This window comes from Prevotella sp. P4-119 (assembly GCF_002251345.1).
Classification (GTDB): Bacteria; Bacteroidota; Bacteroidia; order Bacteroidales; family Bacteroidaceae; genus Prevotella.
This window is the reverse complement of record NZ_NPJB01000017.1, coordinates 1-13,095: the sequence shown is the minus strand read 5'-3', so window position 1 is coordinate 13,095 and position 13,095 is coordinate 1. Positions and strand designations below refer to the sequence as shown.

13 protein-coding genes are annotated in these 13,095 nt (G+C 46.1%); 12 read left to right on the top strand and 1 reads right to left on the bottom strand.

Translation table 11 applies throughout. The features are described from left to right. Positions 1-527 precede the first annotated feature (527 nt). From CIK89_RS01510 to CIK89_RS01455, 12 genes are all read left to right on the top strand, one after another. A complete protein-coding gene (locus CIK89_RS01510) occupies positions 528-1,550 on the top strand; it encodes a sugar kinase (RefSeq protein ID WP_094389672.1) in 1,023 nt (340 codons plus the stop codon). 23 nt (positions 1,551-1,573) lie between these two features. Next, positions 1,574-2,242, top strand: coding sequence for a bifunctional 4-hydroxy-2-oxoglutarate aldolase/2-dehydro-3-deoxy-phosphogluconate aldolase (locus tag CIK89_RS01505; RefSeq protein ID WP_094389671.1), 669 nt, complete (start codon positions 1,574-1,576; stop codon positions 2,240-2,242). A gap of 71 nt (positions 2,243-2,313) precedes the next feature. Next, a complete protein-coding gene (locus CIK89_RS01500) occupies positions 2,314-5,523 on the top strand; it encodes a DUF5112 domain-containing protein (RefSeq protein WP_094389670.1) in 3,210 nt (1,069 codons plus the stop codon). After that, entirely contained in the window at positions 5,510-6,226 is a 717-nt protein-coding gene (locus CIK89_RS01495; protein ID WP_094389669.1) for a DUF5932 domain-containing protein, read from the top strand. Before CIK89_RS01500 ends, CIK89_RS01495 begins: the two co-directional genes overlap by 14 nt. A gap of 51 nt (positions 6,227-6,277) precedes the next feature. Then, entirely contained in the window at positions 6,278-6,862 is a 585-nt protein-coding gene (locus CIK89_RS01490; RefSeq protein ID WP_144007286.1) for an AbgT family transporter, read from the top strand. Between the two features lie 304 nt (positions 6,863-7,166). Beyond that, complete coding sequence (ffh, locus tag CIK89_RS01485) at positions 7,167-8,522, top strand: signal recognition particle protein (protein WP_094389667.1); 1,356 nt, start codon at positions 7,167-7,169, stop codon at positions 8,520-8,522. Positions 8,523-8,576: 54 nt separating this feature from the next. Further along, positions 8,577-9,455, top strand: a complete 879-nt coding sequence (gene folD, locus CIK89_RS01480; RefSeq protein WP_094389666.1) for a bifunctional methylenetetrahydrofolate dehydrogenase/methenyltetrahydrofolate cyclohydrolase FolD — start codon at positions 8,577-8,579, stop codon at positions 9,453-9,455. A gap of 6 nt (positions 9,456-9,461) precedes the next feature. Then, on the top strand, positions 9,462-9,641 hold the full coding sequence (locus CIK89_RS01475) for a tetratricopeptide repeat protein (RefSeq protein WP_094389665.1): 180 nt from the start codon (positions 9,462-9,464) through the stop codon (positions 9,639-9,641). A gap of 12 nt (positions 9,642-9,653) precedes the next feature. After that, a complete protein-coding gene (locus CIK89_RS01470) occupies positions 9,654-9,884 on the top strand; it encodes a 4Fe-4S binding protein (protein ID WP_094389664.1) in 231 nt (76 codons plus the stop codon). A 4-nt stretch (positions 9,885-9,888) separates the two neighbouring features. Then, entirely contained in the window at positions 9,889-10,968 is a 1,080-nt protein-coding gene (locus tag CIK89_RS01465; protein WP_094389663.1) for a 3-methyl-2-oxobutanoate dehydrogenase subunit VorB, read from the top strand. Between the two features lie 2 nt (positions 10,969-10,970). Beyond that, a complete protein-coding gene (locus CIK89_RS01460) occupies positions 10,971-11,738 on the top strand; it encodes a thiamine pyrophosphate-dependent enzyme (protein WP_094389662.1) in 768 nt (255 codons plus the stop codon). 29 nt (positions 11,739-11,767) lie between these two features. Further along, positions 11,768-12,310, top strand: coding sequence for a 2-oxoacid:acceptor oxidoreductase family protein (locus CIK89_RS01455; protein ID WP_094389661.1), 543 nt, complete (start codon positions 11,768-11,770; stop codon positions 12,308-12,310). A gap of 75 nt (positions 12,311-12,385) precedes the next feature. On the opposite strand, the gene cobC is transcribed toward CIK89_RS01455, so the two are convergent. Continuing rightward, positions 12,386-12,931 carry an alpha-ribazole phosphatase gene (gene cobC / locus CIK89_RS01450; RefSeq protein WP_094389660.1) on the bottom strand — a complete coding sequence of 182 codons (546 nt, stop codon included), beginning with the start codon at positions 12,929-12,931 and terminating at the stop codon, positions 12,386-12,388. Positions 12,932-13,095: the final 164 nt, after the last annotated feature.

Sequence of the window (13,095 nt, the reverse complement as noted above, 5' to 3'; positions counted from 1 at the left end):
CTTAAAGTAAACTTAAGCCTTTGCTCTCGGCTTCGGGATGCCTTGACCTTTGGTCGAGCCATTTTCGCCTCGGCATAGTCTTAAAGTAAACTTAAGCCTTTGCTCTCGGCTTCGGGATGCCTTGGGAATGGCTTCGGGATGTTTACAAGCGATAAGTCCTAAGTGAGTCCTAAGTAAGTCCCAAGAAATAACAGACGATAATGGGAGTTTGATGGTAAGAAATGAAGAGTGGCAAGCTGTGGCGGAATCATGCGAAAGTTGTATAAAGGTATTGTGGATGTTCTGAAGAAATTCTATCAAGTGCTGAAGAAACTCTGAAACATATATATAAAATAGGTATATGATAACCAATACGGAATAGCATGACTCTTATAGTCTGTTTCTGCCGTCTTTAGGGGCAAAAAAAGGTCAGACTAAAACGTTTACGGCATATTTAAATCGAAAAAACAGTATAGAATTTGCACGTTTGAAATTTAATATGTACTTTTGCAAACAAAATATCAAACAGCAGATAATTACTAAAACAAATGGCAAAAATCGTAACATTGGGCGAAATTATGCTTCGCCTGTCACCCAACGGCAACGACCGTTTCATTCAGAGTGAATCATTCCGCATCATCCCCGGTGGAGGTGAGGCTAATGTGGCAATCTCAGTGGCCAACTATGGTCATGAAGCCTATTTTGTCAGCAAACTGCCCAAGCACGAGATTGGTCAGATTGCCGTTAACGCACTGCGCCGCTATGGCGTGAATACCGAATTTGTGGCTCGCGGTGGTGACCGTGTCGGTCTTTACTATGCAGAGACTGGTGCTTCTATGCGCCCATCAAAGGTTATCTACGACCGTGCCAACAGCGCTATTGCCGAGGCTGATGCATCCGATTTCGACTTTGATAAAATCATGGAAGGTGCTCAGTGGTTCCATTGGTCAGGCATTACTCCTGCCATTTCTGACAAAGCTGCCGAGCTGACCCGTCTGGCTTGTGAGGCTGCTAAGCGTCACGGAGTGACCGTTTCTGTTGACCTGAACTTCCGTAAGAAGCTCTGGACCTCAGAGAAAGCAATCTCTATCATGCGTCCACTTATGCAGTATGTTGATGTATGTATTGGTAACGAGGAAGACGCAGAACTCTGTCTCGGATTCAAACCCGATGCCGATGTAGAAGGTGGAAAGACCGATGCTTCAGGTTATGAGACTATCTTCAAGCAGATGAAGGAAACTTTCGGCTTCAAATATGTAGTATCTACTCTTCGTGAGTCTTACTCAGCAACCTTCAACGGTTGGAAAGCTTTGATCTACGATGGCAAGGAGTTCTATCAGTCGAAGCGTTATGAGATCAACCCCATCATCGACCGCGTAGGTGGTGGCGACTCATTCTCTGGTGGTCTGATCCATGGTCTGCTCACCAAGAAAACTCAGGGTGAAGCCCTTGAGTTTGCAGTAGCTGCTTCAGCTCTGAAGCATACTATCAACGGCGACTTCAACCTTGTAAGTGCTGACGAGGTAGAGGCTTTGGCTGGCGGAAATGCCAACGGACGTGTTCAGCGCTAATCATTCTAATCATAGCAATCATTATGAGTAAATTTGATAAGATAGCCGTACTGAAGAAAATCGGCGATACAGGAATGGTTCCTGTATTCTACAATAAAGACCTTGAGGTTTGTAAGAATGTGGTAAAAGCCTGCTACGAAGGTGGTGTCCGTGCATTCGAATTTACCAACCGTGGCGATTTCGCCCACGAGATTTTTGGTGAACTCGTGAAATGGGCTGATAAAGAGTGCCCCGAACTGGCTCTCGGTATCGGTTCTGTAGTTGACGCTCCCACAGCAGCTCTTTATCTGCAGTTGGGTGCCAACTTCGTGGTTGGTCCATTGTTCAATCCCGAAATTGCTCCCGTGTGCAACCGCCGCCTTGTGCCTTATTGCCCAGGCTGCATGACAGTCAGCGAAATCGGTAAAGCCCAGGAACTGGGATGCGACCTGACCAAGGTGTTCCCTGGCGATGTGGTAGGTCCCAACATGGTAAAAGGTCTGAAGGCTCCAATGCCTTGGTCAAAAATCATGGTTACAGGTGGTGTGGCTCCAGAAGCCGAAAACCTCAAAGCATGGTTCAAGGCTGGCGTCTATTGCGTAGGTATGGGCTCGAAGCTCTTCCCCGCTGACAAGGTAAAAGCCGGCGACTGGCAGTATGTTACCGACAAGTGCAAGGAAGCACTTGGCTATGTAGCCGCTGCTCGCGCATGATGACTCACTCCCTTTGCTAAAAGGAGAAAATCATCGGCTTATTATCATCATAAACAAAAGGAGATTAAGATATGAAACACGATGCGATAAAAGCAGAGAGTTCATTTCTTAATCTCCTTTACGTTTTTTTTATTGCACCATTAGCACTCCTTCTGCTGACGAGCTCATGTCAGGCTCCTCCACGGCAAGATGTACAACAATTCAACGACAAGGCCTATGAAGCCCATTACCGCTCGTTGGATTCTGTGGAGCATTATGCCCGAAAAGCCCTCCAACTGGCACAGTATGACGATGACGGAAAGGCAGAAGCACTCAACAATCTGGCCTTCGCCAATATTGTCCGGATGGATTATGCCAAGGCAGAACAGCAACTGACAGAGGCTGCTACGCTAACCGACAATCAGATAGAACAACTCGTCTCGCAAGTGCAACTGATGCGACTCTGTCAACGTCGTTCTCGCAATCGTGATTTTTATGAGCATCGCGAACGAGCACTAAACTGTTTGCGCCGTATCAACGAAGAGCGTGCAGCACTCTCGCCAAGAGATACCCGACGGATGATTTATGCCGAGAGCGAATTGGCCATCGTCAATTCCACCTACTATTATTATGTAGGTTTGGAGCGACAAGCCTCCAATGCCATTCGACAAATCAACGAGGATGATGTGCGTCGCGACACAGCACAGTATCTTAATTACCTCTACAATATCGGCGCAGGAGGTATTATCATAGAGGGAACAGCCGAAGATATTGCCAACGAAGAAATAGAAAATCTTTTCCATTGTGTTTCCATGGCAGAACGTTGTCATTATCCCTACTTTGAAGCCAACGCCAAAGAGGCTTTGGCAGAACGTCAGAATGACCTGCAACTGGCAGAAGAGGCACTCATGCTGTTCCGGCAGTTTGGCGATGTCTATCAGATTGCAGGTGCACACCGCACGCTGGCCACATGCTACCATGTCATGGGAGACGACCGCCAAGCCCTCAAACACCTTTACCAAGCATTGGCAGACAAACGCATCAATCAGGCTCCAGACCTTGTGGCAAGTATTCGCGAACAGATGAGTGTGGCCTATGCGGCTCTCAACGATAAACCCCAAAGCGATTATAACCGCAATGTTTATATCGATATACAGGAACGCACTCGTCAGGATCGTGAATTAGAAGCACGCGCCAATATGTATGAAGTGGCTTCCATGCAACTTAACGTCATGATAATAGCCGTTATCGTGGCCATCTTCCTGCTGATACTGTTACTTTGGATCTTCAACCGCATGAACCGCAGGCAGAAGCAGGACAACCAACTGACAGAGATCCTGGAACAAAAGCAAGAAGAAGTTGCAGAAGCATGGATGAGGGTGGAGCGCAACGAAAAACAGCATTTGGAACAGCGGGCCAAGGTCGCACTTGTCATCAGCATCATACCACTCATAGACCGTATTCTCCATGAAGTGAAGCGACTCGGGGACACTCCTCATGCTAAACCTTCGACTGATGAACAGCAGAATATGCTCAAGATACGGCAGGAACGGCTTGGCTATATTCAGGAACTGACCGATCAAATCAATAAATATAATGATGTGCTGACACAATGGATTCAATTGCGTCAAGGCAGTCTGAATCTCCATATCGAGAGTTTCCCACTTCAAGGACTCTTCGATATTGTTGCCCATAGTCGTACAGGATTCAATATGAAACAAGTGACACTCGAAGTGGAACCAACTACCGCAGTAGTCAAGGCCGACAGAGTGCTCACCCTCTTCATGCTTAATACGTTGGCAGATAATGCCCGGAAGTTTACAGAACGTAATGGACTCGTGACGGTCAGCGCCAGCGAAACTGAAACATACGTGGAGGTAACGGTTAGCGATACCGGCAAAGGAATGGACCAACAGACCCTCGACCATCTCTTCGATGCCAAGCCAGTAATAGATCATGTGGGCGAAACGCCAACAGGAGAACAACGCTCGCATGGGTTCGGATTGATGAACTGTAAAGGTATTATTGAGAAATACCGTAAGATAAGCAGCATCTTCAGCGTCTGTACGCTGACTGCAGAAAGCGCAGTAGGAAAGGGGAGTAGGTTTGCCTTCCGATTGCCCAAAGGAGTTCGTCGTACGCTCACAGTATTGTTGTTGCTAATGGTAGGGTGGAACACCATGGTCGCTCAATATAACCGCAATCAGGCTCATATCTATGCAGACTCAGCCTATTTCTCCAACATCAACGGAACGTATGAACGCACGTTGGAATTTGCAGATTCATGCATGAAATACCTTAACTTGCAGTATCTCAAACAACGCTCTGACAGCTGCCTGCTCATGAAACTGATTGACGAGAGTGCCACACTATCGCCAGAAATAGCGTGGCTGCACGATAGTGTTGATGTCAACTATCAAGTAGTGCTCGACATTCGTAATGAGAGTGCGGTGGCAGCCCTTGCCCTTCACGATTGGCAACTCTATGCTTATAATAACAAAGCCTACACCCAACTGTATAAAGAACTCTCAGCAGACAATACCCTTGCTGACTATTGCCGAAAAATGCAGCAATCGCAATCTAATAAGCGTATCGCGGTCATTCTGCTCATCATCATCCTCATGCTTCTCATCCCAGCCTACTATATGCAATATTATCGGCATCGACTATATAAACAGTTCAATAGGGAGAAAAAACAACGCATAGATATCGAACTGGCGGATGACGAATTGCGGCGGGCAGAACTTGAATGTAGCAATCTTCATGTTACCAATGCCGTACTTGACAACTGTTTGTCAACGCTAAAACATGAGACCATGTATTATCCCAACCGCATCCGACAGTTGGCTTCTGCAGATGATCAGAACAATCTCGCAGAAGTGGTCAGCTACTATCGCGAACTCTATGGTATTCTCAGCGAACAAGCACTTCGACAAGTGGAACGCTTCCATCTTCATCTCAAGGCTGTCGATTGCTATGGTCATCAAGTTTTGGGAGATAGCCATGCGCTGAATGTGATGTGGCAAATCTTGGTGCAAAAAGACAGCGAGGTTAGTGTAGAGAGCAAAGACAACCGTTATTGGCTCTTTACTATTACCCAACCACACATGAATATTTCAAAGGAGGAGGCAGAAACACTCTTCACCCCTTCCTCTTCAGAACATATACCTTATCTGTTATGCCGACAGGTGGTGCGCGATCATGGAGAAACAACAAACTTGCGTGGTTGTGGTATTTGGGCAACAGTAGAGGATGGTAAAACTTATGTGAAATTAACATTACCCAAATATGGAAAACTTTAAACTTATTATCGTAGAAGATGTGCCGTTGGAACTTAAAGGCACGGAAGGAATCATCAGAAACGATATTCCTGAAGCCGACATCATAGGTACGGCAAGCAATGAAGCTGACTATTGGAAGCTGATCCGTCAGCAAAGACCGGACTTGGTATTGCTTGACCTCGGACTTGGAGGTTCTACAACTGTTGGCGTGGAAATCTGTCGTCAGACCAAACAAAACTATAAAGAGGTAAAAGTGCTGATTTTTACCGGCGAGATTCTCAATGAGAAACTATGGGTTGATGCACTCGATGCGGGAGCAGACGGCATCATTCTTAAAAGTGGAGAATTGCTGACTCGTTCAGATGTCGGAGCTGTGATGGAAGGCAAACAACTGGTATTCAACGAACCTATACTCAAAAAGATTGTTGAGCGTTTCAAACGGGATGTTACCATGCAACTGGTACGTCAAGAGGCTTTGGTCAACTATGAGATTGATGAATATGATGAGCGTTTCCTGCGTCATCTGGCCCTCGGCTATACTAAAGAACAGATTACCAACCTGCGGGGAATGCCCTTTGGCGTGAAGAGTCTGGAGAAGCGACAGAATGAACTGGTCCACAAACTCTTTCCTGAAGGAGAGAGTGTTAACGCCACCCGTTTGGTGGTAAGAGCCTTGGAGTTGCGTATCCTCGACCTTGACAATCTTGAACCTGACGCAGAGTGATGAAACTGACCGATTAGAGGTGAAGAGAGTAATCAGTATGAGTATGTCGATATGGTGAAAAAGCGATTAGCATATTTTGCAACAACCTTGGCAATGGCAGAGGTGGCGTTAATCTTGTTTTCGTGGATATGGAGTGCGGCATTTCCAAACGATCAAGTTCGTTCTCTCCTGTCTAGTGAAGGATTGCGCTGGTTTTTCGGACATTTCTCTGAGATATTGGCAACGCCATTGATGGTGAATATATTGTTGATGGGAATGGCTTATGGTTGCTTGCGCCGATGTGGAGTATTGGCCTACAGCAATACCTATCGCGAACGCCGTGCCTTGCTGATGAGTCTGGGACTCTTGGTGGTCTATGCTGTGGCATTACTTTTGCTGACCATACTGCCCCATGCCGTGTTGTTGAGCGCTACCGGACATCTGTTTCCGTCGCCATTCGCTTCAAGCCTCCTTCCTGTATTGGCATTCTCCATCGTCACCTCATCCATGTTATATGGAGCGGTAATGGAGCGAATCCGTCATATCGGGCATGTCTATGACTCGTTGTTGGATGGACTCCGTAGTATTACTCCTTTCATACTTTTCTATATACTATTCATGCAAATCTATGAGTCCATACGCTTTGTGTTTGGCTAATCCCTCATTTTTAGGTATTGTGGCATTGGGAGAATAGGCGTACCTTTGCAACGTGTTAAGAACATCACAGACACAAAAATGGTAATAGTATTTGTTTAGTTTAGTATGAAAGCGGTCGGTATGCTGCCGGCCGTTTTTCTTTTCCATCTCTGATGGCGATTCTCGATTACAGATATTGCACATTCCGTTTTGTGGTGTGCAAATAGAAGGGGCGGTTGTATTTTTCCCAAGCATTACGTGCAGTAAAATTTGGTATTTCGGGTTCTAATTTGTATCTTTGCACCAAAGATATAAGTAATAAGATATGTTTGAAAACTTAAGTGAAAGACTTGAACGTTCGTTCAAGATACTGAAAGGTGAAGGAAAAATCACCGAGATAAACGTGGCAGAAACCTTGAAAGATGTGCGTCGTGCTTTATTGGATGCTGACGTCAACTATAAGGTAGCCAAGAGCTTTACTGATAGTGTAAAGCAGAAAGCCATGGGTATGAATGTGCTGACTGCTGTGAAGCCCAGTCAGTTGATGGTGAAGATTGTACACGACGAACTGGCTGAACTGATGGGCGGTAAAGCTGTCGAACTTACATTAGAGAATCGTCCTGCCATCGTGCTGATGTCGGGTCTGCAAGGTTCGGGTAAGACAACGTTCAGCGGAAAACTTGCTAATATGCTGAAAAACAAACAGCATAAGAATCCATTGCTCGTGGCATGTGACGTCTATCGTCCTGCTGCTATCCAGCAGTTGCACGTAGTGGGCGAGAGTGTTGGTGTACCTGTATATTCCGAGCCAGATAATAAAAATGTTGTAGAGATTGCCAATAATGCCATTCGTGAAGCGAAGGCTAAAAACTATAATGTTGTCATCATCGATACTGCTGGTCGCTTGGCCGTTGATGAGGAGATGATGAACGAGATAGCTACGCTCAAAGAGGCTGTCAATCCAGATGAAACGCTCTTCGTGGTTGACGCCATGACGGGTCAGGATGCTGTTAATACTGCCAAGGAGTTTAACGATCGGCTAGACTTCGATGGTGTAGTACTCACCAAACTCGATGGTGACACCCGTGGTGGTGCTGCCCTTTCCATTCGTACTGTTGTCACCAAACCCATCAAGTTTGTGGGAACAGGTGAAAAGATGGAAGCTATTGATGTATTCCATCCTGATCGTATGGCAGACCGTATTCTTGGAATGGGTGATATCGTATCACTTGTTGAACGTGCTCAGGAACAGTTTGATGAAAAACAGGCCAAAGAACTTGAGAAGAAGATTCGCAAGAACAAGTTTGATTTCAACGACTTCATGAGTCAGATTCAGCAAATCAAGAAAATGGGTAATATCAAAGATCTTGCAGCCATGATACCTGGTGTAGGAAAAGCTATCAAGGATGTGGATATCGATGATAATGCCTTTAAAGGTGTTGAGGCCATCATTCAGTCGATGACACCCAAAGAACGTGCAAACCCAGATATCATCAATCAAAGTCGTCGTCAGCGTATAGCAAAGGGTAGTGGTTCAAAGATAGAAGATGTGAACCGCCTGCTCAAACAGTTTGAGCAGACCCGTAAGGTGATGAAGATGATGACAGGCGGCAATAGCTCGAAAATGATGCAGATGGCTAATGCCATGCGCCACATGAAGGGTGGAATGCCCAAGATTTAATGTTCTTATAGATAAAGGACACAGAAACATAACAATTCAAACGAAATAAACTTTATGCAACTGATAGACGGTAAAGCAACCGCAGCGGCTATTAAGGCTGAAATAGCGGAAGAGGTGAAAGGCATCATGGCCAATGGAGGTAAGCAACCTCATTTGGCAGCAGTGTTGGTAGGTCACGACGGTGGTTCGGAGACCTATGTGAAAAATAAAGTACTGGCTTGCGAAGCTTGTGGATTTAAATCAACCCTTATCCGCTATGAGGACAATATTACTGAAGAGGAACTGCTGAAGTGCGTCGATCGGTTGAACAAAGATGCCGATGTCGATGGATTCATTGTACAGTTGCCATTGCCCAAACATATTGATGAGCAGAAAGTGATTGAAGCCATCGACTATCGAAAGGATGTGGATGGATTCCATCCCGTCAACGTAGGACGTATGGCTATTGGATTGCCTTGCTTCATTTCTGCCACACCATTGGGCATTATTACTTTGCTCAAGCGCTATAATGTTCAAACAAGTGGCAAGAAGTGTGTCGTATTGGGCAGAAGCAATATCGTGGGCAAACCTATGGCACAACTCATGATGCAGAAACAATATGGCGATGCTACCGTTACTGTTTGTCACTCTCATTCGGAGAACCTCAAAGAGGAATGTAGAAATGCTGATATCATCATCGCTGCCATTGGACGTCCCGACTTCGTTACAGCAGACATGGTGAAGCCTGGTGCAGTTATTATTGACGTGGGCACCACTCGAGTACCTGATGCCACACGCAAAAGCGGATTCCGTCTTAATGGTGACGTCAAGTTTGATGAGGTAGCACCTAAGTGTTCGTTTATCACTCCCGTGCCCGGTGGAGTAGGGCCGATGACTATCTGCTCGCTGATGAAGAATACTTTGGCTGCTGGTAAGAAGGAATACTATAAATAGAGAATAATGACAGCTCAGGAATATTATGAACAAGGTAATGCTTGCCGCAGACAGGCCGACTGGCAAGGAGCTATCAACAATTACTTGAAAGCCATCGAGATTGACCCAGAGAGTCCTGCTGTCGAAGCAAAGCAAATGCTTGACGATATCCTGAACTATTATCACAAGGATTCGTATAACCCATAAAATATAAAAATTATGGCAAAGGTTAAAGGAGCTGTTGTGGTTGATACCGACCGCTGTAAAGGATGTGCGCTGTGTGTAAATGCTTGTCCACAAGGCGTTATTGTATTGGCCAATCGTGTCAATGTGCATGGCTATCCCTATGTGGAACCTGCACAGATAGACAAGTGTACAGGTTGCACTTCGTGCGCCATTGTGTGTCCGGACGCTTGTATTACTGTATATCGTCAAAAAATGGAGGGATAAGATTATGGTAGAACAGGAAGTAACACTCATGAAAGGCAATGAGGCCTTGGCCCATGCTGCCATCCGCTGTGGTGCTGACGGATATTTCGGATATCCTATCACTCCGCAGAGTGAGGTCATCGAGACTCTGGCTGAACTGAAACCCTGGGAAACCACCGGTATGGTGGTGTTGCAGGCTGAAAGTGAAGTGGCGTCTATCAATATGATCTATGGTGGAGCCGCTGCAGGAAAGCGCGTGCTCACCTCGTCATCATCGCCAGGCATCGCATTGATGCAGGAAGGTATTACCTATATGGCTGGTGCAGAACTGCCCGGTGTGTTTATCAACGTGCAACGCGGAGGACCCGGACTGGGAACCATCCAACCCTCACAGGGCGACTATTTCCAAGCTACTCGTGGAGGAGGTAATGGTGACTATAATACCATCGTCTTAGCTCCTGATAGCGTTCAGGAAATGGCAGACTTTGTGGATCTCGCATTTACGCTGGCTTTCAAATATCGTAACCCTGCCATGATTTTGGCTGATGGTGTGATAGGACAGATGATGGAAAAGGTTGTTTTGCCACCCATCAAACCGCGTCGCACAGAAGAGGAAATCAGAAAAGAATGTCCTTGGGCTACTATCGGACGCACCAAAGACCGCAAACCCAATATCATCACGTCGCTCGAACTCAAACCTGAGGCTATGGAGTTGCGAAATCTTCATCTCCAAGAGAAGTATAAGACCATCCGCGAGAAGGAAGTACGCTATGAAACCATCCAGTGTGATGATGCTGATTTTATCGTTGTGGCCTTCGGTAGTGCAGCACGTCTGACACAGAAAGCTATGGAAATGGCTCGCGAAGAAGGACTGAAGGTGGGACTGTTGCGCCCCATCACGCTGTGGCCATTCCCGTCAGAAGCTATCGCTCAAGTGGCAAAAGGCAAGAAAGGCGTACTTGTGGTAGAAATCAACGCCGGACAAATGGTACAGGATGTGCGCCTGGCTGTTAACGGCGATATCGCTGTAGAGCATTTCGGTCGCTTGGGAGGTATTGTTCCCGAGCCAGAGGAAATCGTTGAAGCTATAAAGAAGATGAGGTAACTATGGAGAACGAAATCATTAAACCGGAGAATCTGGTATATCAGAAACCGACCCTGATGAACGACAACCACATGCATTATTGCCCTGGTTGTTCACATGGTGTGGTACATAAGTTGGTGGCTGAGGTCATCGAGGAAATGGGTATGGCCGATAAAACCATTGGCGTGTCACCAGTGGGATGCGCCGTCTTTGCTTACAACTATCTGGACATCGACTGGCAGGAAGCTGCCCATGGACGTGCTCCTGCTGTGGCTACTGCCGTTAAACGGCTTTGGCCTGACCGTCTTGTGTTTACCTATCAAGGTGATGGCGACTTGGCTTGTATTGGAACATGTGAGACCATCCATGCCTTGAATCGTGGTGAACATATCGCTATTATCTTCATCAATAATGCTATATATGGTATGACAGGCGGACAAATGGCGCCTACTACCTTGATGGGAATGAAGACTTCTACCTGTCCTTATGGTCGTCAGGCTGATCTTCATGGATATCCCCTTCACATCACCGAGATTGCTTCTACACTCGAAGGCACATGCTATGTGACTCGTCAGAGTGTGGAAACTGTGGCTGCCATACGTGGTGCCAAGAAAGCCATACGTAAGGCTTTCGAAGCTTCGATGGCAGGAAAGGGAAGTAGTCTTGTAGAGATTGTATCAACCTGCAATAGTGGATGGAAAATGTCACCTAAGGCCGCTAACGAATGGATGGAAGAACACATGTTCAAATACTATCCAAAGGGTGACCTCAAGGACACTACGGGACTTTAGTCAATCAACAGGAAATAAACAACGAAGCAATGAAAAAAGAAATCATCATATCCGGTTTCGGAGGACAAGGTGTACTCTCTATGGGTAAAATCCTGGCCTATTCGGGACTGATGGACAATAATGAAGTGACATGGATGCCTGCTTACGGCCCAGAACAGCGTGGTGGTACTGCCAATGTCACAGTCATTGTGAGTGACGAGAAGATATCGTCACCAATCCTCAGTAAGTTTGACATTGCCATTGTGCTCAACCAACCTTCGCTGGAAAAGTTTGAACCAAAACTCAAACCTGGTGGCATTCTGATATACGACAGTTTCGGAATCATTAATCCTCCTACACGTAGCGACATCACAGTATATCGTATTGATGCGATGGACAAGGCTGCCGAGATGAAAAACGGCAAGGTGTTCAACATGATTGTGTTGGGTGGACTGCTCAAGGTTGCCCCTGTTGTAAGTACTGCTGGCGTAGAGAAAGCTCTTTTCAAAACGTTGCCTGAACGTCATCATGGTCTTATTCCGCTGAATATGCAAGCCATTGAAGAGGGTGGTAAGATTATCGCTAAACAGTAACAGAACAGTTGAAATCATAAAAGAAGAGTGAAGAATCAGGTTCTTCACTCTTTTTTACGTTCTGTATGATGCGCTTTATGGGGCGATATTCAATTCTATCACCCCACCATAAGGTGTCTGATGCTTCCATGCCTCTTCTGGGGAATAGAGCTTGGCATAGATGGAAGCTGCGGCAAGTACACCACCGTGGGCGAAGATGACCACCCGATGGTAGTTGTGATCTTTCAATTCGTCGAAGAAGGAGGCTACCCGTTGATACTGCATTGGAAAACTCTCGCCATTGGGTGTCGGCAAATGCAGATAATCATCATACCATTGTTGCAGATAGGGGTCTGTAATGTTGTCGTAGCGTTGCATTTCCCAATCGCCCATGTTCATTTCCATCAATCGCTTGTCGGCGTTGGCAGAGGCAAAGCCACAATAGTCTGCCAACAATCGCGCCCTGGTAAGTGGTGAAGTGAATGCAGCATCAGGAAAACCATCCTTCCAATATGTTTCAAGCTGTGCTTTTGTTTGTTCTGCTTCTTGCTGAAAAGTATCGGCTACGCTAACGTCTGTCTGACCATAACAGGTGCCTGGTGCAACATTGACACGGGTGTGTCTGACCATAATGATATTCATACGCTATGGGAATGATTTCTATTGTTTGTTATTGTTTTGCAAATTTACATAAAACCCCCGAATTATAAGCCAGTCGGGATAAAAAACCTAATGTCATTTCCCCGAATCGGGCAGTGTTTGAGAGAAAAAATGTCAAGTCCGCCACAGATTCTTGTCCTATATAC